The organism is Streptomyces sp. NPDC041068, from assembly GCF_040647455.1.
Taxonomy (GTDB): domain Bacteria; phylum Actinomycetota; class Actinomycetes; order Streptomycetales; family Streptomycetaceae; genus Streptomyces.
Window position 1 is genome coordinate 190,078 of record NZ_JBEZCG010000016.1, and the last position, 19,839, is coordinate 209,916.

The window sequence follows — 19,839 nt, forward strand, 5'->3', positions numbered from 1 at the left end:
GGGTGGCGCCCACATTTCCACGAGGAGGCCACCGTGTCCGCTGCCGTCTGGGATCCGCGTCAGTATCTGCGCCATGAGGGCCACCGTGCCCGGCCCTTCCTGGATCTACTCGCCCGTGTCCCCGAACTGCCCGCCGGGGAGGGGCGCCCGCCCCGCGTCGCAGACCTCGGCTGCGGGCCCGGCAATGTCACGCGCCTCCTCGCCGAGCGCTGGCCCACCGCGCACATCACCGGGTTCGACAACTCCCCGCAGATGCTGGCCAGGGCGGAAGAGGTGGCCGGGCCCACCGCGGGCGGCGGCCGCCTGGACTTCGCGGAGGCGGACGCGGCGACCTGGGCGCCGGCCCCTTCGACGTACGACCTGATCCTCTCCAACGCGACCCTGCAGTGGGTGCCGGGCCACCCCGACTCCTTCCCCGCGTGGATCTCCGCCCTCGTGCCGGGCGGTGCGTTCGCCTTCCAGGTGCCGGGCAACTTCGACGCCCCGAGCCACGTCCTGATGCGGGAACTGTCCGAGTCCGACCGCTGGCGCGACCGCCTGGGCGGCCTCCTGCGCCACGCGGACGCGGTGCTCTCACCGGGCGCCTATCTGGAGCGCCTCGCGGACCTCGGCTGCGAGGTGGACGCGTGGGAGACGACGTACCAGCACCTCCTGACGGGCCGGGACCCCGTCCTGGACTGGGTCAAGGGCACGGGTCTGCGCCCGGTCCTCACCGCGCTCGCGGACGACGCGGCGGCGAAGGAGACGTTCCTGACGGAGTACGCGGACCTGCTCCGCAAGGCCTACCCGCCGACGCCCCACGGCACGGTCTTCCCGTTCCGCCGGGTGTTCGCGGTGGCCCGCAAGGGGGAGAACGCCTGATGCTCGCGGCTGTCGATCACGTACAACTGGCCGCCCCGCCCGGCAGCGAGCCCGCCCTGCGCGCGTACTACGTCGAGGTGCTCGGCATGACGGAGGCGCCGAAGCCGCCCGTGCTCGCGGCGCGCGGGGGCTGCTGGTTCGAGGCTGGGGCCGTCCGGCTGCACCTGGGCGTGGAAGAAGACTTCCGGCCCGCGAGGAAGGCCCACCCCGGGCTGCTCGTTCGGGACATCGAGGCGTACGCGGACCGCCTTGCCGCGCACGGTGCCGAGGTCACCTGGGACGAGAACCTGCCGGGGCACCGGCGCTTCTACTCGCAGGACCCGGTCGGCAACCGCCTGGAGTTCCTGGAGCCGAGCCCCGGCGACTGAGGCGCCGCCGGGCGGTCAACTCTTCCTGTGCCCTATCAGCCGCGGCTTCGGTTCCAGGCCGTCCAGGCCGTGCCAGGCCAGGTTGACCAGGTGCGCGGCGACCTCCGCCTTCTTCGGCTTGCGGACGTCCAGCCACCACTGGCCCGTCAGCGCGACCATGCCGACCAGGGCCTGGGCGTAGAGGGGGGCGAGCTTCTGGTCGAAGCCGCGGGTCTTGAACTCCTGGCCCAGGATGTCCTCGACCTGCGTCGCGATGTCGGAGATGAGCGAGGCGAAGGTGCCCGTGGACTGGGCCACCGGGGAGTCGCGGACCAGGATGCGGAAGCCGTCCGTGTACGTCTCGATGTAGTCGAGGAGGGCGAAGGCGGCCTGCTCCAGGAGCTCCCGCGGGTGCCCCGCGGTCAGCGCCCCCGTCACCATGTCGAGCAGCGCCCGCATCTCGCGGTCGACCACCACCGCGTACAGCCCTTCCTTGCCGCCGAAGTGCTCGTACACGACAGGCTTGGACACCCCGGCCTTCGCCGCGATCTCCTCCACCGACGTGCCCTCGAACCCCTTGGCCGCGAACAGCGTGCGGCCGATGTCGAGGAGCTGCTCCCGGCGCTCGGCACCCGTCATCCGGGTCCGGCGGGTGCGCCGGGGCTTCTCTTTGCTGGAGGGGCTGGAGTTGCTGGAGTCGGTCGCCACGTCGTCAATCATGCCGCGTCGGCGGCGCGGGGGACGCGGCGGGACTCGATGCGCGACTTCGACGGCCACCGCACGTCGTACGCCCAGCCGAGCCGCTCGCACCAGCGGATGATCCGGGCGGAGGAGTCGACCTGGCCCTTCATCACGCCGTGCCGCGCGGACGTCGGGTCGGCGTGGTGGAGGTTGTGCCAGGACTCGCCGCAGGACAGGACCGCGAGCCACCACACGTTGCCCGAGCGGTCACGGGACTTGAAGGGGCGCTTGCCGACCGCGTGGCAGATCGAGTTGATCGACCACGTGACGTGGTGCAGCAGGGCGACGCGGACCAGGGAACCCCAGAAGAAGCCGGTGAAGGCCCCCCACCACGACATCGTCGCCAGACCGCCGACCACCGGCGGGACGGCCAGCGAAACGATCGTCCAGAGCAGGAACTGCCGGGAGATCCGGCGGATCGCCGGGTCCTTGACCAGGTCCGGTGCGTACTTCTCCTGAGGCGTCTGCTCCTCGTCGAACATCCAGCCGATGTGCGCCCACCACAGGCCCTTCATCAGGGCGGGGACGGTTTCGCCGAAGCGCCACGGCGAGTGCGGGTCACCCTCGGCGTCCGAGAACTTGTGGTGCTTGCGGTGGTCGGCCACCCAGCGGACCAAGGGGCCCTCGACCGCCATCGAACCGGCGATCGCGAGCGCGATCCGCAGCGGCCGCTTCGCCTTGAAGGAGCCGTGCGTGAAGTAGCGGTGGAAGCCGATGGTGATGCCGTGGCAGCCCAGGAAGTACATGAAGACGAGCAGGCCGAGGTCCAGCCAGCTCACCCCCCAGCCCCAGGCCAGCGGCACCGCGGCCACCAGGGCGAGGAAGGGGACGGTGATGAACAGGAGCAGCGCGATCTGCTCCAGCGACCGCTTCTGCTCGCCGCCCAGGGTCGCGGACGGCACCGGGGCGGGGCCGACGGTGGTGGTGGCGGTGGTGGCGGCGGCGGTGGTCGCCGCCGCCCGTGGAGCGTCTTCGATCACATCGGTGTCTGAGTACGCATCGGAAGTTGTCGTCATGGGCACGTCCCCTGTGGGGTCGAAGAGTGAGGGTTTTCTGCGGGCGCGCGCGAGCGGACCGTGTGTTTCCTACGGTTCCGTAACCTACGGCGACGTAAGTATGGCAGCGAGGAGGCCGGCAGCAAGAGGCCGCGAGCTCCGTGCCCTGAGTGACACCTATCCTTGGAGACGGTCGGACAGCGCGGTCCGCTCTGTATCTCCCCCCGGATCCTTCCCCGGGACCCCTCCCAGACGTGCTTCAAACACTGCAAGGAGCCGCACCTGTGAGCAGTGCCGACGACCAGGGCCGCCAGGCCACCAGCACCGCCAGCACCGAGCTGCGCGCCGACATCCGCCGCCTCGGCGATCTGCTCGGCGAGACCCTCGTACGCCAAGAGGGCCCCGAGCTCCTCGAACTGGTCGAGAAGGTCCGCCGTCTGACGCGCGAGGACGGTGAGGCCGCCGCCAAGCTGCTCGGCGGCACGGAACTGGAGACCGCGGCCAAGCTGGTCCGCGCCTTCTCCACGTACTTCCATCTGGCGAACGTCACCGAGCAGGTCCACCGCGGCCGCGAGCTGCGCGCCAAGCGCGCCGCCGAGGGCGGCCTCCTCGCCCGCACCGCGGACCGCCTCAAGGACGCCGACCCCGAGCACCTGCGCCAGACCGTGCAGCACCTGAACGTGCGGCCCGTCTTCACCGCGCACCCCACGGAGGCCGCGCGCCGCTCCGTGCTCAACAAGCTCCGCCGGGTCGCCGAGCTCCTGGAGACCCCGGTCATCGAGTCCGACCGGCGCCGCCACGACGTCCGTCTGGCCGAGAACATCGACCTGGTGTGGCAGACCGACGAGCTCCGCGTCGTGCGCCCGGAGCCCGCGGACGAGGCCCGCAACGCCATCTACTACCTGGACGAGCTGCACGCCGGCGCCGTCGGCGACGTCCTGGAGGACCTCACCGCCGAGCTGGAGCGCGTCGGCGTCGAGCTGCCCGAGGGCACACGGCCCCTCAGCTTCGGCACCTGGATCGGCGGCGACCGCGACGGCAACCCGAACGTGACCCCGCAGGTCACCTGGGACGTCCTGATCCTCCAGCACGAGCACGGCATCAACGACGCGCTCGACATGATCGACGAGCTGCGCGGCTTCCTCTCCAACTCCATCCGCTACACCGGCGCGACGGAGGAGCTGAAGGCCTCCCTCCAGTGCGACCTGGAGCGGCTGCCGGAGATCAGCCCGCGCTACAAGCGCCTCAACGCCGAGGAGCCGTACCGCCTCAAGGCCACCTGCGTCCGGCAGAAGCTGGAGAACACCAAGGAGCGCCTGGCCAAGGGCACCGCGCACGAGGAGGGCCGCGACTACCTCGGCACCGCCGAGCTCCTGCACGACCTCACGCTCATCCAGACCTCGCTGCGCGAGCACAAGGGCGGCCTCTTCGCCGAGGGCCGGATGAACCGCACCATCCGTACGCTCGCGGCGTTCGGCCTCCAGCTGGCGACGATGGACGTACGCGAGCACGCGGACGCCCACCACCACGCCCTCGGCCAGCTCTTCGACCGCCTCGGCGAGGAGTCCTGGCGGTACGCCGACATGCCGCGCGAGTACCGGCAGAAGCTGCTCGCCAAGGAGCTGCGTTCGCGGCGTCCGCTCGGTCCTTCCCCGGCGCCGGTGGACGCCGCGGGCGAGAAGACCCTCGGTGTCTTCCTCACCGTGAAGAAGGCCCTGGAGGTCTTCGGGCCCGAGGTCGTCGAGTCGTACATCATCTCGATGTGCCAGGGCGCGGACGACGTGTTCGCCGCGGCCGTCCTCGCGCGCGAGGCGGGCCTGATCGATCTGCACGCGGGCTGGGCGAAGATCGGCATCGTGCCGCTCCTGGAGACCACCGACGAGCTGCGCGCCGCCGACGTCATCCTCGACGAGATGCTGGCCGACCCGTCCTACCGCCGTCTCGTCGCCCTGCGCGGCGACGTCCAGGAGGTCATGCTCGGGTACTCCGACTCCTCCAAGTTCGGCGGCATCACGACGAGTCAGTGGGAGATCCACCGCGCCCAGCGCAGGCTGCGTGACGTCGCGCACCGCTACGGCGTGCGGCTCCGCCTCTTCCACGGCCGCGGCGGCACCGTCGGCCGCGGCGGCGGCCCCTCGCACGACGCGATCCTCGCCCAGCCCTGGGGCACCCTGGAGGGCGAGATCAAGGTGACCGAGCAGGGCGAGGTCATCTCCGACAAGTACCTGGTGCCTTCGCTGGCCAGGGAGAACCTCGAACTGACCGTCGCGGCGACGCTGCAGGCCTCCGCCCTGCACACGGCCCCGCGCCAGTCGGACGAGGCGCTGGCCCGCTGGGACGCCGCCATGGAGGTGGTGAGCGACGCGGCCCACGCCGCCTACCGCAAGCTCGTCGAGGACCCGGACCTGCCCTCCTACTTCCTCGCCTCGACTCCGGTGGATCAGCTCGCCGACCTGCACCTGGGCTCGCGGCCCTCCCGGCGCCCCGGCTCGGGCGTCTCGCTGGACGGCCTGCGCGCCATCCCGTGGGTCTTCGGCTGGACCCAGTCGCGGCAGATCGTGCCCGGCTGGTTCGGCGTCGGCTCCGGTCTGAAGGCGCTGCGCGAGGCCGGCCTGGACACCGTGCTCGACGAGATGCACGAGCACTGGCACTTCTTCCGCAACTTCATCTCCAACGTCGAGATGACGCTCGCCAAGACCGACCTGCGCATCGCCCGCCATTACGTCGACACGCTCGTGCCCGACGAGCTCAAGCACGTCTTCGCCGACATCGAGGCCGAGCACGCGCTCACCGTCGCCGAGGTCCTGCGCGTCACCGGGGAGTCCGAACTCCTCGGTGCGCAGCCCGTGCTGAAGCAGACGTTCGGCATCCGCGACGCCTACCTGGACCCGATCTCCTACCTCCAGGTCGCCCTCCTCAAGCGCCAGCGCGACGCGGCGGTCGCGGGCGAGGAGCCGGACCCGCTGCTCGCCCGCGCCCTGCTGCTCACCGTGAACGGTGTCGCGGCGGGCCTGCGCAACACCGGCTGACGTTCCGGACCAGGGCCCCGCACCTCCTCGGGAGGCGCGGGGCCCTCGTCGTGCGCCGATCGGCACCTAATCAGGTGAAACGGCGGTCGTACCGACTCGTCATGGGGCCGTTCGCGCCGCCTCGGGGAGCACAGTTGACGGGCCATCAAGTACCCCCCGGCGGTCGGGAGCACTGTGATCCCCGTTCCTCATCGGTCTCGCCGCAGGCTCGCCGCGGCGACGGCCGTCCTGTTCGCGCTCCTCGCGGCGCTCGCCTTCGTGCCGTACGGGGTCGCTCACGCGGACGCCCGGATGAGCGTCCGTCTGGACCCGGCGACCTCGCCCGTGCCCTCCGGTGACCACGTCACGTACAACGCGAGCATCCAGTGCTCGATCCCGGGCGACTGCCAGTCGGTGACGGTCACCTTCACGCCGCCGCCGGGTGCCTCCGGGCCCGGACAGGTGTCGCAGCCCTACCCGCCCGGCGTCACGGCCGTGACGCCGGGCGCCGACGGCAGCGTCACCGTCACCTACGACAAGATCCCCAGCGGCCAGAGCTCACAGCTCACCGTCAGCTGGCCCACCGAGGACTACTGGACGCCGCCCGGCTCGCAGACCGCGGGCATGTCCGCCACCGCGGCGAACGGCGACGGCACCCCCAGCACCGACGACGCCTCCGTCACGGTCACCGCCACGCCCAACCCGGCGATCAGGAAAGAGGGCCCGAAGGCGGCACGGCCCGGCGACACCGTGGCGTACAAGGTCACGGCGACCAACGACCCGCGCGACTCGAACCGGCCGCGCGGCAACCTCGCCCTGGAGAACACCGTCCTGACCGACGTGCTCCCCGAGGGCGTGGACCTCGTCGACGCCACCCCCGCCGGCTACACCTACGACCCGGCGACCCGCACCATCAGCTGGCCCGTGGACACCGAACCCGGCCGCCCCGGCGACCAGTTGGCGCAGGTCAAGGACTATCCGTACGGCGTCGTCCACGAGATCAGGGTCAAGGTGCGCGACGACGTCGCCGACGGCACCGTGCTCACCGACACCGCCACCATCACCGGTGACCCCCTCGGCCCCGACACCGGCAAGATCTCCAAGGACGCGACCGCCGACACCACCGTCGGCACCGGTTCCGGCGAGGTCTCCGGCACCCTCGACAAGTCCGTCGACACCCCGCTCGCGGGCGACGGCCAGCGCCTCTCGTACGTCCTGCGGTTCGGCAACACCGGCACCGAGGCCGCCGACGTCCGTCTCACCGACGCGCTTCCCAACGGCTTCGACGCGCAGACGCTGCGCCTGTCCACTCCGGCCGGCGGCACGTACGGGGGCAGCTGGACGGTGGTCGTCACGCGGCGGGACGGCAGCACCGAGACGCTGACGCCCACCGACCAGCAGGTGGACCTCGGCGACGAACCGGTGTCCGTGCGCATCGACATTCCTGGACTCGCCGCCGGGGCCAACCTCGTCGCCCAGTACACCGGCCGGGCCGACGCCTCCGAAGTCCCCGGCGGCAGCGGCGACGTACGCAACTGCGCCCAACTGGAGCTGACCGGCGCCGGCGGCGGCACCGCGCAGGAGGAGTCCTGCGCGAACTTCCGCATCGAGCCCGAGGTCGCCCAGCCCGAACTCACCAAGTCCACCGACCCGGCCCCCGTCGGCCCCGGCGGCACCCACACCTGGCGCATCACCATGCGCAACGACCGCTACCGCACCGACTCCTCGCCGCTGCGGCCGCACTTCGTCGACCTGGTGCCGCGCCAGCTCTCGTACGAGGAAGGGTCCTGGGCCCTCGCGGACGGACAGCCCGCGTACTGCCCGGCCGCCGACCGCTTCACGGAGAAGGTCGGCGCGGGCCCCGACGGACGCACTCGCGTCGAGCTGACCGCCGAGCGCGGCGCCGAGATCCCGGCGAACGACTCCACCTGCGTCTACACCTTCCGTACGACGGTCAAGCCCGGTGTCGCCAGCGGTACGTACGGCGGGACGCCGAACGACGCCGACTACGCGGGCAACCGCGCCGGGCTCTACGACGCGCAGCGCCCCATCAACACCCGGCAGACCGACACCCACGACATCAACGGCAACGGCAACACGAGTGAGAACGTCGCCGAGGCCACCGACGACTTCGCCATCGCCCAGTCCGCGTCGCTCTTCGTCACCAAGGAGGTCAAGGGCGACAAGGACAGCGACTTCAAGGGCTCGGCCGAGGTGCCGGGCAAGGAGGACCAGGTCGGGCAGTCGACGGCGGGCGGCACGGTCGAGTACCGCACGGTCCTCGGTAACATGGGCAACACCGACCTCACCAATGTCGTCGCGTACGACCTGCTGCCGGAGCCCGGCACCAAGGGCGTCACCAGCGGGCGCTACGGCGACGACGTGACCAGCGAGTGGCGTCCGGTCCTGACCGGGCCGATCGACGCGGGGACGGCGCCGGTGACCATCACGTACTCGGAGAAGGCCGATCCGTGCCGGCCCGAGATGGACAACACCCCTGACAACAGCGCGCCGTTCCAGTGCGACGGGAAGCCGGACCCGAGCTTCAAGCCGGCCTCGGCGGTGACGGACTGGAGCAAGATCCGTTCGGTGCGGTTCGACTTCGACGGGCATGTGTTCACGGCCGGTGAGCGGTACACGCTGCGGTGGCGGATGAAGGTGCCGGAGCGGGCGGCGGGCGACGTGCCGTTCGACGGCGGGGAGCGGACCTGGAACAAGATCGCGATCGCCGGTGACCGCCGGGAGCCGGACGGGACGCTTCGTCCGCTCCTTGCGACGGAGGCGCCGTGGGTTGTGGCGGAGGTCGGCAAGTCGCCGTCGCCGACGCCTACGCCGACCCCTCCGACCCCCACGCCTCCGACGCCGACGCCGACCCCTCCGACGCCCACGCCGCCGGACCCGACGCCCCCGACGCCGACGCCCCCGACTCCTACGCCGCCGGACCCGACGACGCCGGATCCGACCACGCCCGAGCCGTCACCGACCCACAGTGAGCCTCCGGTGCTTCCGGACACGGGGTCCTCGATCGCTCCGCTGGTGGCTGCGTTGGCCGCGGTGCTGCTGGTAGCGGGCGGGGTCTTCTTCGCCGCTACGCGGCAGAGGTGGGGGCGGCACTCGTAGTTCTCCGGGCGCGGGTGGGCTGTGGCTGGTCGCGCAGTTCCCCGCGCCCCTGACGGGGCTCACGCCCCTTTGGGGGCGCGGGGAACTGCGCACTCAGTCACGACGGAGCCGCAGAAAGGAACCGGCCCCTCAGAACGTCAGCGTCACGAAGGATGCCGTCAGCAAAGAACCGCCCGCCAAGGCCATGCCCCACGCCGTGCGCGGCAGGCGCAGGCCGCCCGCCACCACCACCGAGGCCAGCAGCAGCGCACCGCCCAGCGGCAGCCAGGCGTGGAGGAAGCCGGGCCCGCCCGTGCGGACGGCGTCACGCGTCCCGGGCTTGAGCGCCACAGGGATCCGCGCACCCTTCCTCTCCGCGATGGAACGCTCGATCTCCACTCGCTGACGGGAGTCCGCACCACGCGAAGAGGAGGCGAACCACCCCACGCATTCGTCGGACCCGCACCGTGTCACCGTCAGTACGCCGCGTTCCCGCCCCTGCGTGAGCATGACGTGCTGCGCGGTGTCCCAGGACGCCCACACGCCCGCGGCGAGCAGCAGCGCGGCGAGCGCGCCCATGGCCGTGCGGCGTCCCAGAAGCAGCAGATTCATGGCCGGGATCCTTGGCCACGTGATGCCGCTCCGTCAACCACTCAGGAGTTGTACGTGCTCTGAGCGCGCTCCAGACCCTCGATGACCAGCGCCTCGACCGCGTCGGCCGCCCGGTCCACGAAGTAGTCGAGCTCCTTGCGCTCGGTCGAGGAGAAGTCCTTGAGGACGAAGTCGGCGACCTGCATCCGGCCCGGCGGGCGCCCGATGCCGAAGCGCACCCGGTGGTAGTCGGAGCCCATCGCCTTCGTCATCGACTTCAGGCCGTTGTGGCCGTTGTCGCCGCCGCCCAGCTTCAGGCGCAGCGTGCCGTAGTCGATGTCGAGCTCGTCGTGGACCGCGACGATGTGCTCGGTCGGCACCTTGTAGAAGTCGCGCAGCGCCGTCACGGGGCCGCCCGAGACGTTCATGTACGACATGGGCTTCACGAGGATCACCCGGCGGCTGGAGAGGCCGGGCGGGCCGATGCGGCCCTCGACCACCTGCGCCTGAGCCTTCGCGGCCCGCTTGAACTTGCCGCCCATGCGGTGCGCGAGCAGGTCGGCCACCATGAAGCCCACGTTGTGCCGGTTCATGGCGTACTCGGGGCCCGGATTGCCGAGTCCTGCGATCAGCCAGGGGGCGTTGGCGTCGGTCGTCACGTGCATGTCTCCTTCATACGCGGCAGCCGCCGCCCCCCGAGGGAGCGGCGGCTGCCGTGCCGATGTGCGTCGCGAGGATCAGGCCTCGGCGGCCGCGTCGCCCTCGGCGTCGCCCTCGGCCGGGGCCTCCTCGGCCTGCGCGGCCAGGACCTGCAGGACGACGGCGTCGTCCTCGACGGCCAGCGAGACGCCGGACGGCAGGGTGATGTCCTTGGCGAGGACGGACGCGCCGGCGTCCAGGCCCGCGATGGAGACGGTGACCGACTCCGGGATGTGGGTGGCCTCGGCCTCGACCGGCAGCGCGTTCAGGACGTGCTCGAGCAGGTTGCCGCCCGGGGCCAGCTCGCCCTCGGTGTGGACCGGGATCTCGACGTTGACCTTCTCGCCGCGCTTCACGAGGAGCAGGTCGACGTGCTCGAGGAAGCCCTTGATGGCGTCGCGCTGGACGGCCTTCGGGATGACGAGCTCGGGCTTGCCGGCGACGTCGATGGCGATGAGCACGTTGGACTGGCGCAGGGCCAGGTTCAGCTCGTGGCCGGGAAGGGTGATGTGGGCCGGCTCGTTGCCGTGGCCGTAGACGACCGCGGGGACCTTGTTCTCGCGGCGGATGCGGCGGGCGGCACCCTTGCCGAACTCGGTGCGGGCCTCGGCGGCGAGCTTGATCTCAGCCATGTCTACTCCTCGTAGGTCAGACGAATCGAATGGGGTCGGTCACCCGGCCATACGACTACTGGCCTGCTACGAAGAGCGCGTCGATAACGGACCGCCACACCAAAAGGTGCGACCTCCCTCGCCGAGCAACTTCAGAAGTCTACTCGGCCGGGAGGCCGCACCCAAAAGGATCTTTACTGCTCTTCGAAGAGGCTGGTCACGGAGCCGTCCTCGAAGACCTCGCGCACCGCGTTGGCGATGGTCGGGGCGATCGACAGGACCGTGATCTTGTCGAGCTCCAGCTCGCTCGGCGTGGGCAGGGTGTCCGTGAAGACGAACTCGCTGACCTTGGAGTTCTTCAGACGGTCGGCGGCCGGGCCGGAGAGCACGCCGTGCGTGGCCGTGACGATGACGTCCTCGGCGCCGTGCGCGAAGAGGGCGTCGGCGGCGGCGCAGATCGTGCCACCGGTGTCGATCATGTCGTCGACCAGGACGCAGACGCGGCCCTTCACGTCACCGACGACCTCGTGGACGGTGACCTGGTTGGCGACGTCCTTGTCGCGGCGCTTGTGGACGATCGCCAGCGGGGCGCCGAGGCGGTCGCACCAGCGGTCGGCGACGCGCACGCGGCCGGCGTCGGGGGAGACGACGGTCAGCTTGTCGCGGTCCACCTTCGCGCCCACGTAGTCCGCGAGGATCGGCAGCGCGAAGAGGTGGTCGACCGGGCCGTCGAAGAAGCCCTGGATCTGGTCCGTGTGCAGGTCGACGGTGAGGATGCGGTCCGCACCGGCGGTCTTCATCAGGTCCGCGACCAGACGCGCCGAGATCGGCTCGCGGCCGCGGTGCTTCTTGTCCTGACGGGCGTAGCCGTAGAACGGCACGATGACGGTGATGGAGCGGGCCGACGCGCGCTTGAGCGCGTCGATCATGATCAGCTGCTCCATGATCCACTTGTTGATCGGAGCGGTGTGGCTCTGGATCAGGAAGCAGTCGGCGCCGCGCGCCGACTCCTGGTAGCGGACGTAGATCTCGCCGTTGGCGAAATCGAAGGCCTTCGTCGGCACGATGCCGACACCCAGCTTGTGTGCGACCTCCTCGGCCAACTCGGGGTGGGCGCGGCCGGAGAAGAGCATCAACTTCTTCTCGCCGGTCGTCTTGATCCCGGTCACAGCACTGTCTCCTCAGAGAGTTCGTCCCGCTGCCGTACTCACGCGTCCCGGTGCGTCGAGTCGGCCGATGTGTGCATCTATCACGGTACGCCGTGTTCGACGCACCTGTTTCCGGTCAGCTTCCGCTGTCCGCTTCCCGGGACGCCGCCTCCGCCGCCTTCGCGGCCGCGCTCCCCGGACGCTTACGGGCCACCCAGCCCTCGATATTCCGCTGCTGGCCCCGGGCGACGGCCAGCGAACCGGCCGGCACGTCCTTCGTGATCACGGACCCGGCGGCGGTGTAGGCACCGTCCCCGACCGTGACAGGAGCCACAAACATGTTGTCCGAGCCGGTGCGGCAGTGGGACCCCACCGTGGTGTGGTGCTTGGCCTGGCCGTCGTAGTTCACGAAGACGCTCGCGGCACCGATGTTGGAGTGCTCGCCGATGGTCGCGTCGCCCACGTACGACAGGTGGGGCACCTTGGAGCCGTCGCCGATCGTCGCGTTCTTCATCTCCACGTACGTACCCGCCTTGGCCTTCACCCCGAGCCGGGTGCCCGGCCGCAGATACGCGAACGGGCCGACGCTCGCCCCCGCCCCGATCTCGGAGCCGTTCGCGACGGTGTTGTCGACGCGGGCGCCCTCGCCCACCGCGGTGTCCGTCAGGCGGGTGTTGGGGCCGACCTCGGCGCCCTTGGCCAGGCGGGTGGTGCCCTGCAGCTGGGTGCCGGGGTGCACGATCGCGTCGCGGTCGAAGGTGACCGTGGCGTCGATCCAGGTGGAGGCCGGGTCGACGACGGTGACGCCGGCGAGCATGGCCTCGGTCAGGAGGCGGTCGTTCAACGTCCGGCGCGCCTGGGCCAGTTGGACGCGGTTGTTGATGCCCGCGATCTCCTCGTGGTCGCCCGCGACGGCGGCACCGACGCGGTGCCCGGCCTCGCGCAGGATTCCGAGGACGTCGGTGAGGTACTCCTCGCCCTGGCTGTTGTCGGTGCGCACCTTGCCGAGGGCGTCCGCGAGGAGGCGGCCGTCGAAGGCGAAGACCCCGGAGTTGATCTCGCGGATCGCGCGCTGCGACTCGGTGGCGTCCTTGTGCTCGACGATCGCGGTGACGGCGCCGTTCGCACTGTCGCGCACGATGCGGCCGTAGCCGGTCGCGTCCGGCACCTCGGCGGTCAGCACGGTCACGGCGTTGCCGTCGCCGCTGTGCGTGGCGGCGAGCTGCTGGAGGGTGGCACCGGTGAGCAGCGGGGTGTCGCCGCAGACGACCACGACGGTGCCCTCGACGGCGCCGCCGAGCTCTTCGAGGCCGATGCGGACGGCGTGCCCGGTGCCGTTCTGCTGGGCCTGGTAGGCGGTGCGGACCTGCGGGGCGATGGTGCGCAGGTGGTCCTTGACCTGGTCGCTCTGGTAGCCGACGACGGTGACGAGCTGCTCGGGCGAGAGCGCCGAGGCTGCGTGCAGCACGTGCCCGATGAGGGAACGGCCACAGATCTCGTGCAGGACCTTGGGAAGGTCCGACTTCATACGGGTGCCCTCACCCGCTGCGAGGACGACGACGGCTGCCGGGCAGTTGGCGCTCACGGGGATGCCCTTCGGCTTCGAATGCTTGGGGTGTGGACATCCGCAGGATACCGGGGCGTAGGGGGGCGGAAATGGGGGCGGGTCCCGACCTGTTGGATCGGGACCCGAGAAGTTGAGCTCCCCCGCCAGGACTCGAACCCGGACAAATGGCACCAAAAGCCACGGTGCTGCCAATTACACCACGGGGGATGGATACGGCTTGAGCCGGACATTGCGTCAGGCTGTGGGCCGGGCCCCCCACACTATGCCGCACCGGGTGCCTTCCTCGCGACGGTCTCCGATCGGAGCTTTGCTCCGGCGTGACCCTCCGTGATCTCCGTCATGCGGTGAACGTGTGGTGGCCGGTGTCCGGAATGGGGGGTTCCGCCCCGGGAGCGCGGTCGTCTCAACAGTTCGAGGGATAACGGCGGGTTTCGCTTCTCCTCGAACAGGGGGGCGCGAGGGATCACCGAGCCGGAAACTCACCGGAAAACCGGGGCGGAACGCCCGTACGCTGGAAGACATGACCACGACGGGGGACGACCGCACCACGGCCATGACCGGCCCGTGGTGGTGGGAGCGGTGGCGCGGGGCCGCGCTGGACGCGGGGCTCGCCGCGCTGTCCGCGCTGGAGTGCGGGGCGGAGGGAGTCGCCTTCGCGCGGGACGCGGGGCTGCCCACGCCGGTGGGGGTCGCCTTCGGGGCGCTCGCGGGGTCCGCGCTGCTGATCCGGCGGCGCTGGCCGATCGCCGTCGTCCTCATATCGATCGCCATCACGCCCGCCCAGATGGGCGTCCTGCTGACCGTCGTCGGCCTCTACACCCTGGCCGCGTCCGAGCTGCCGCGCCGCATCATCGGCGCCCTCGCCGGCATGTCGATGGCCGGGACCCTGATCGTCGCCATGGTGCGTGCCAACCAGGACGTGGCGGAGAGCGGCACCCCGCCGCCCGTCGGCAGCGAGTTCATCCCCTTCTTCGCCGTCGCCGCCGCGATCGGCGTGACCGCGCCGCCGGTCCTCCTCGGGCTCTACGTGGGCGCGCGGCGCCGCCTGATGGAGGGCATGCGGGAGCGCGCGGACAGCCTGGAGCGGGAGCTCCAGCTGCTCGCCGAGCGCGCCGAGGAGCGGGCCGAGTGGGCGAGGAACGAGGAGCGGACCCGCATCGCCCGCGAGATGCACGACGTGGTCGCGCACCGCGTGAGCCTGATGGTCGTCCACGCGGCTGCCCTGCAGGCCGTCGCGCGCAAGGACCCGGAGAAGGCCGTCAAGAACGCCGCGCTCGTCGGCGACATGGGCCGCCAGGCGCTGACCGAGCTGCGCGAGATGCTCGGCGTCCTGCGCACGGGCGACGGCACCAAGGCCGCGAAGCCCGCCGAGCCGGTGCCGCTGGCCGCCGTGGGGTACGCGGCCGCCGCCGCGGCGTCCCGCGCGGTCGACGAGGAAGGACCGTGCCTGGCCGAGCTGGACGAGCTGGTGGGCCAGTCCCGCGCCGCGGGCATGGCGGTCGACCTGTCGGTGGAGGGCGAACCGCGTGACTACGCCGCCGATGTCGAGCAGACCGCCTACCGCGTGGTCCAGGAGGCGCTGACCAACGTCCACAAGCACGCGGCGGGCGCGAAGACGTACGTGCGGCTCGCGCACCGCTCGGCCGAGATCGCGATGCAGGTGGAGAACGAACCGCCGCCGGGTGAGGCAGCCGATGTCCGGCTGCCCAGCGGGGGCAACGGCTTGGTGGGCATGAAGGAGCGGGTCGTGGCGCTGGGCGGGGTGTTCGTGTCGGGGCCGACGGACGGGGGCGGGTTCCGGGTGTCGGCGGTGCTTCCGGCTGCCGCCGGCTGAGCGGAGGTGCGGGGGGCCGGACTGGATCTGCGGGTTTGCTGTGGTTGCCCGCGCAGTTCCCCGCGCCCCTGACGGGGCGCGGCCGAAGGGACGCCGTTCAGCTCGCCGTCAGGCGGATCGGCTGGGCACCCGTGACGAGCGTGGCGAGGGCCTGGTCGATGTGGGCGCCGATGAACCAGTCGCCGCTGTGGTCGAGGCTGTAGACCCGGCCCTCGGTGTCTATCGCGAGGAGCGCCTGCGTCTCCGTCTCCTCGCCGATCGGGCACACCTCGGACTCCAGGGCGCGGCCCAGGTCGCCGAGGGTGCGGGCCAGGTGCAGGCCGTACATGGGGTCGAGGTGCACGGTGGCCGGGGCTATCTGGCGGCCGGGGCCCTGCGGGGTGATGTGCAGACCGCCGAACTCCGCCCAGGCCTCGACGGCCGCGGGGAAGACCGAGTGCCGGTGCCCGGCGGGCGAGGTGTGGCGGCGCAGGGCGTCGGCCCAGATCTCGGCCTGCTTGATGTCCCAGTGCCCCGGACGCCAGCCGGCCGCGCGCAGGGCGGCGTCGACGGGGACGGGGAAGCGGGTGGTGCCGCCCGCGCCCGGCGCGGCGGTCGTGGCGGTGTGGTCGGCGTGCATGGGGTGGCCCTCGTTCGGTCGGTCGGACGGTCGTGGGGGACGGGCGGATGGACGGTGGGGCGTCGGTCCGGCTGGTGTCCGGGCGACGGTCAGCCGTCGGCGGCCGCCGGGTCCACGACCCGTACGCCGAAGTGCGCCGTGAGCGCGGTGCAGGAGCGGCAGGGCTGCGCGAAGCCGCCGTGCAGGGGGTCGCCGTCCTCGCGGATCCGGCGGGTGGTGAGCTTCGCGTGCTTGAGGGACTTGCGGGCCTCGCCGTTGGTCATCGGCTTGCGCGAGGCCCGCTTGGAGCGGCTCGCGTCGGCCGCCGTGAGATGGCGTGAGATGAGGATGGCCTCGGCGCACCGCCCGGTGAAGCGCTCGCGCTGGCCGCTGGTGAGGGTGTCGAGGAAGTCCTGGACGAGCGGGTGGAGCGCGGGCGGATCCTCGCCGCGCCCCGCGGTACAGGTGAGCGTCGTCTGGCCGCGTACGGAGAGGGCCGCGGCCACGGTCGGCAGGATGCCGTCGCGGCGCTGGCGCAGGACCGGTGCCTGGGCCGCGGTGGCGCTCCACCCGACGCGGGGATCACCCGCGGCCGCGCCGGGAATCACTCCCGGGCCACTCGTGCCGCCCGTGGTCGCGGGTGCCGTCGTGGACAACGTATGGCCGGACATGCCGCTCTGTGCCGTCTGCATCGTGCGTCTTCCCTCCCCCTGCTCGCGGTCGTCACCGCGTCTGCCACGCCCCCGCGTCGCGGGGGACAGCCTGCCAAATGGGGCGGGTGGTGCGGAAGCTGGGGCACTGCGACACGCCTGGCTTTCCGTCGGGTTTCGCCGCACGGTGACCGGCCGGTGGCTGCTGGTCATGGAACCGGAGGCCCGGTGACCGGTGTCGTCCTTGCGCATAGGCTGTGTCGCCAGAACCAGAACCTTCCACAGTGCCGCAGGGGGCAACCGCCATGACGACAGGTCGGCTGGGGCAGCAGTCCGCGCCGCCGAACGCGGCCTACGCCGGGCAGGTCGTGCACTTCCCGGACCCGGTCCGCGCCGCCCGCCACCCCAGAGGGGTGCGCGTGGACGAGCACGGTTTCCCGGACTTCTCCCTCTACGCGAGAGCGGCCGCGGAGATCGCCGAGCCCCCGGAGGGCTTCGGCGTCGACGAGCTGCGCCTGACGGACTACGTCTCGGCGAACGCGGCGATGGCGGCGTCGGGGCACGACCTGTGGGACACGATTCCCGCGGTGGCGACCCCGCACGGCTGGACCTGGCACCACGTGCCGAACAGCCGCCGTCTCGAACTGGTTCCGGTCGAGGTGAAGGCGCTGCTCCGGCACCACGGCGGCATCGCGACGACGCCCGTGGACCAGAACAAGAGGGGCACGCGCCCGCTGCAGGAGACCCGCCCCGCGCACTTCGGTCTGCCCAAGGCGGCGGTCGCGGTGACCGAGCAGCAGGTCCAGGGCGTGGAGGAGGACCTGGGCTACCGGCTGCCCGGCGCCTACCGCACCTTTCTGAAGGCGGCGGGCGGCTGCGCGCCGGTCGGCGCCGCGCTCGACGCGGAGCTGGGGCTCCTCGTTGACCAGCCGTTCTTCACGGTGCGGGACGAGGCCGCGGTCAACGACCTCGTGTACGTCAACAAGTGTCTGCGCGACCACCTCACCAAGGACTACCTGGGCGTCGGCTTCGTGCAGGGCGGTCTGCTCGCCGTGAAGGTCAAGGGCGACCGGATCGGCTCGGTGTGGTTCTGCGCGTACGACGACGCGCGAGACGTCTCGGAAGCGGCCGCGTGGCCGCCCGCCGAGCGCGTGCGGCAGCTGCTGCTGCCGTGCGGCGACGACTTCGACGCGTTCCTGTCCCGGCTCGCGGGCAACCCGCCGGAGCTGGAGACCGTGGCGAACCTGATGGTGGACGGCGGCTTCGCGCACGCCGTCCCCGTGTCCTCGGGTGGGGAGTGACGTGACGATGGTGACTTTCGCGCAGGCGCAGGAGCGCGCCGAGGAGTGGATCAACGGCGATGTGCCGGGCTATCAGCACCGTGAGGTGCGGGTCCGGGAGTTCGACCTGGGGTTCGTCGTCTGGGCCGAGGACCGCGAGAACGGTCCCGTCTCCGACGGCGGCAGCCAGCGGCTCGTCATCGCGCGGGACAGCGGCGAGGCCACGCTGTGGCCGGGCCTGCCCGTCGGTGAGGTCATTCGCCGGTACGAGGAGGAGTACGGCCTGGCGGACACGGGACCGCAGGACGCGGCACCCGCGCCGCCGGAGCGGGTGGATCTGAACCAGACGTCGTTCCTGCTGAGCCCTCCGGAGTGGCTCCAGGAGGCGGCGGACAAGATGGGGATCCCTGACCGCCGTGCGGGGGGCTCCGCCGGGGGCTCCACGAGCGACTCCGTGGATGACGCCGTGAACGACTCGGTGAACGACTCCGTGAACGACTCCGTGAACGACTCCGTGGGGGTCCCGGGCGATTCGGATGTCTCGGACGTCTCGGATGCGGAGCCGGTGGCTCCGGCCGCTGCTTCCTTCAACGGGGCCGGTGGCGCCGGGAGTTCGGACTCCGCGGCGCCCGCGGCCCCGGGTGGCGGCACGCCGTGGCCCGCAGCCGGCGCTCCGGGCGAGGACGGCGCGCCCGCCCGTGACGACAGCCTGCCCGCGACGTCGCCCGGCGTCCCCGCGGGGGCGACCCCCTGGGCCGGTACGGACACCAACGCCGATGCGGGCGAGGACCATTCGGTGCCGCTGCCCGCCACGGTGTTCGCGCCGCCGCTGGCCGGTCTCGACGAGGACGACACCCCGCCGCCGGGTGTGGCGCCCGATGCCAAGACGGCCCTGATGCACGGCGGCAGCCAGCTCCCGAGGACGGCCATCGCCCCGGCCCTGGACGGCCCCGAGGCGCCGGGCGCTCCCGCAGCCGCCGGGGGCCCTGTGGCTCCGGGCGGTCCTGCGGCTCCCGGTGGCCCCGCGGCTCCTGCCGCACCGCCGGTGGGCCCGCCGCAGCCGCCGGCCAACACGCCTCCGCCGCCTGCCGGTTCGCCGGTGCCGCTGCCGCCGCCGGGGGCATCCGCGGGTGCCGGTGCGCCTACGTACGGGTATCCGCAGGGGCCCGGTGCCGCTTCGGGTGCCGGTGGGGTCAACTCGCCGCAGCCGCCTGCGGGTTCGCCCATGCCGCCTCCGCCGTCGGGGGCGTCCGCGGGTGCCGGTGCGCCTACGTACGGGTATCCGCACGGGCCCGGTGCTTCGAGCGGCGGTGGGGTCAACTCGCCGCAGCCGCCCGCGGGTTCGCCGACGCCGCCGCCTTCCGGGCCTCCTGGCGCGCCCGCCGGGAGTACGCCGCCGCCTTCCGGGCCCGGTGCTCCCGGCACTCCCGCCGGTGGTTACGTCCCGACGCAGCTCGTCTCCTCGCTCGGGCCGGACGGGCCGAAGCCGCCGGGTGCGCCTGCCGCGCCGGAGGCTCCGGGTGTGCCTGGTGCTTCGGGTGCGTCCGGTGGGCCTGGGGCTCCGCAGCCTCCTGGGCCGCCCGGTGCTCCGGGTGCGCCTCCGGGTGGGGTGCACCATGCCGCGACGATGCTGGCCGACCCGAGCCTCGGCGGGCCCGGTGGGATCAAGCCGCCGGGTGCCCCTGGTGCTCCGGGGGCGCCGAAGCCGCCCGGCCCTCCGGGTGTGCCTGGTGCTTCGGGTGCGTCCGGTGGGCCTGGGGCTCCGCAGCCTCCTGGGCCGCCCGGTGCTCCGGGTGCGCCTCCGGGTGGG

General features: G+C 72.1%; 15 protein-coding genes, 1 tRNA gene and 1 pseudogene. 7 read left to right on the forward strand and 10 right to left on the reverse strand.

Features of this window, described 5'->3' with window-relative positions:
- Positions 1–33: 33 nt before the first annotated feature.
- Together AB0B50_RS32990 and AB0B50_RS32995 are read left to right on the forward strand one after the other, a co-directional pair.
- The gene (locus tag AB0B50_RS32990) at positions 34–861 is read left to right on the forward strand and encodes a trans-aconitate 2-methyltransferase (protein ID WP_362339479.1); all 828 of its coding nucleotides are present in this window, start codon (positions 34–36) and stop codon (positions 859–861) included.
- Positions 861–1,229 carry a VOC family protein gene (locus AB0B50_RS32995; protein ID WP_362339480.1) on the forward strand — a complete coding sequence of 123 codons (369 nt, stop codon included), beginning with the start codon at positions 861–863 and terminating at the stop codon, positions 1,227–1,229. Before AB0B50_RS32990 ends, AB0B50_RS32995 begins: the two co-directional genes overlap by 1 nt.
- A gap of 15 nt (positions 1,230–1,244) precedes the next feature.
- Here the strand turns inward: AB0B50_RS32995 and AB0B50_RS33000 are convergent, their stop codons facing one another.
- Positions 1,245–1,928: a TetR/AcrR family transcriptional regulator gene (locus tag AB0B50_RS33000; RefSeq protein WP_362339481.1), complete on the reverse strand. Its 684-nt coding sequence runs from the start codon at positions 1,926–1,928 to the stop codon at positions 1,245–1,247.
- The gene (locus tag AB0B50_RS33005; protein WP_362339482.1) at positions 1,925–2,965 is read right to left on the reverse strand and encodes a fatty acid desaturase; all 1,041 of its coding nucleotides are present in this window, start codon (positions 2,963–2,965) and stop codon (positions 1,925–1,927) included. The genes AB0B50_RS33000 and AB0B50_RS33005 overlap by 4 nt, the downstream gene beginning before the upstream one ends.
- A gap of 263 nt (positions 2,966–3,228) precedes the next feature.
- Between AB0B50_RS33005 and ppc the strand changes: the two genes are divergently transcribed.
- Together ppc and AB0B50_RS33015 are read left to right on the forward strand one after the other, a co-directional pair.
- Complete coding sequence (gene ppc, locus AB0B50_RS33010; RefSeq protein WP_362339483.1) at positions 3,229–5,973, forward strand: phosphoenolpyruvate carboxylase; 2,745 nt, start codon at positions 3,229–3,231, stop codon at positions 5,971–5,973.
- A gap of 174 nt (positions 5,974–6,147) precedes the next feature.
- Positions 6,148–9,072: a hypothetical protein gene (locus tag AB0B50_RS33015; protein WP_362339484.1), complete on the forward strand. Its 2,925-nt coding sequence runs from the start codon at positions 6,148–6,150 to the stop codon at positions 9,070–9,072.
- A gap of 129 nt (positions 9,073–9,201) precedes the next feature.
- Here AB0B50_RS33015 and AB0B50_RS33020 read toward each other — a convergent pair whose 3' ends face one another.
- From AB0B50_RS33020 to AB0B50_RS33045, 6 genes are all read right to left on the reverse strand, one after another.
- On the reverse strand, positions 9,202–9,663 hold the full coding sequence (locus AB0B50_RS33020) for a hypothetical protein (protein ID WP_362339485.1): 462 nt from the start codon (positions 9,661–9,663) through the stop codon (positions 9,202–9,204).
- Between the two features lie 41 nt (positions 9,664–9,704).
- Positions 9,705–10,307 (reverse strand): aminoacyl-tRNA hydrolase, encoded by a 603-nt coding sequence (gene pth, locus AB0B50_RS33025; RefSeq protein WP_362339486.1) that lies wholly within the window; start codon positions 10,305–10,307, stop codon positions 9,705–9,707.
- Between the two features lie 72 nt (positions 10,308–10,379).
- Positions 10,380–10,973, reverse strand: a complete 594-nt coding sequence (locus AB0B50_RS33030; protein WP_362339487.1) for a 50S ribosomal protein L25/general stress protein Ctc — start codon at positions 10,971–10,973, stop codon at positions 10,380–10,382.
- Positions 10,974–11,146: 173 nt separating this feature from the next.
- Positions 11,147–12,121, reverse strand: a complete 975-nt coding sequence (locus AB0B50_RS33035) for a ribose-phosphate diphosphokinase (protein WP_362339488.1) — start codon at positions 12,119–12,121, stop codon at positions 11,147–11,149.
- 115 nt (positions 12,122–12,236) lie between these two features.
- Positions 12,237–13,685: a bifunctional UDP-N-acetylglucosamine diphosphorylase/glucosamine-1-phosphate N-acetyltransferase GlmU gene (gene glmU, locus AB0B50_RS33040; protein ID WP_362339489.1), complete on the reverse strand. Its 1,449-nt coding sequence runs from the start codon at positions 13,683–13,685 to the stop codon at positions 12,237–12,239.
- 117 nt (positions 13,686–13,802) lie between these two features.
- Positions 13,803–13,874: transfer RNA gene (locus AB0B50_RS33045), tRNA-Gln, on the reverse strand.
- Positions 13,875–14,187: 313 nt separating this feature from the next.
- On the opposite strand from AB0B50_RS33045, the gene AB0B50_RS33050 reads away from it, so the two are divergent.
- The gene (locus AB0B50_RS33050; protein WP_362339490.1) at positions 14,188–15,501 is read left to right on the forward strand and encodes a histidine kinase; all 1,314 of its coding nucleotides are present in this window, start codon (positions 14,188–14,190) and stop codon (positions 15,499–15,501) included.
- A 97-nt stretch (positions 15,502–15,598) separates the two neighbouring features.
- On the opposite strand, the gene AB0B50_RS33055 is transcribed toward AB0B50_RS33050, so the two are convergent.
- The gene (locus AB0B50_RS33055; protein ID WP_362339491.1) at positions 15,599–16,120 is read right to left on the reverse strand and encodes an SUKH-3 domain-containing protein; all 522 of its coding nucleotides are present in this window, start codon (positions 16,118–16,120) and stop codon (positions 15,599–15,601) included.
- Positions 16,121–16,209: 89 nt separating this feature from the next.
- Positions 16,210–16,791 (reverse strand): YwqJ-related putative deaminase, encoded by a 582-nt coding sequence (locus AB0B50_RS33060; protein ID WP_362339492.1) that lies wholly within the window; start codon positions 16,789–16,791, stop codon positions 16,210–16,212.
- A gap of 263 nt (positions 16,792–17,054) precedes the next feature.
- On the opposite strand from AB0B50_RS33060, the gene AB0B50_RS33065 reads away from it, so the two are divergent.
- Both AB0B50_RS33065 and AB0B50_RS33070 read left to right on the forward strand, forming a co-directional pair.
- Positions 17,055–18,050 carry an SMI1/KNR4 family protein gene (locus tag AB0B50_RS33065; RefSeq protein WP_362339493.1) on the forward strand — a complete coding sequence of 332 codons (996 nt, stop codon included), beginning with the start codon at positions 17,055–17,057 and terminating at the stop codon, positions 18,048–18,050.
- 7 nt (positions 18,051–18,057) lie between these two features.
- Positions 18,058–19,839 (forward strand): annotated as a pseudogene (locus AB0B50_RS33070) (hypothetical protein); the annotation flags it as partial.

Coding starts and splice junctions, on each gene's coding strand:
- AB0B50_RS32995 (WP_362339480.1), top strand. CDS start 861: ATGCTCGCGGCTGTCGATCACGTACAACTGGCCGCCCCGCCCGGCAGC.
- AB0B50_RS33000 (WP_362339481.1), bottom strand. CDS start 1,928: ATGATTGACGACGTGGCGACCGACTCCAGCAACTCCAGCCCCTCCAGC.
- AB0B50_RS33005 (WP_362339482.1), bottom strand. CDS start 2,965: ATGACGACAACTTCCGATGCGTACTCAGACACCGATGTGATCGAAGAC.
- AB0B50_RS33020 (WP_362339485.1), bottom strand. CDS start 9,663: ATGAATCTGCTGCTTCTGGGACGCCGCACGGCCATGGGCGCGCTCGCC.
- pth (WP_362339486.1), bottom strand. CDS start 10,307: ATGCACGTGACGACCGACGCCAACGCCCCCTGGCTGATCGCAGGACTC.
- AB0B50_RS33030 (WP_362339487.1), bottom strand. CDS start 10,973: ATGGCTGAGATCAAGCTCGCCGCCGAGGCCCGCACCGAGTTCGGCAAG.
- AB0B50_RS33050 (WP_362339490.1), top strand. CDS start 14,188: ATGACCACGACGGGGGACGACCGCACCACGGCCATGACCGGCCCGTGG.
- AB0B50_RS33055 (WP_362339491.1), bottom strand. CDS start 16,120: ATGCACGCCGACCACACCGCCACGACCGCCGCGCCGGGCGCGGGCGGC.
- AB0B50_RS33060 (WP_362339492.1), bottom strand. CDS start 16,791: ATGCAGACGGCACAGAGCGGCATGTCCGGCCATACGTTGTCCACGACG.
- AB0B50_RS33065 (WP_362339493.1), top strand. CDS start 17,055: ATGACGACAGGTCGGCTGGGGCAGCAGTCCGCGCCGCCGAACGCGGCC.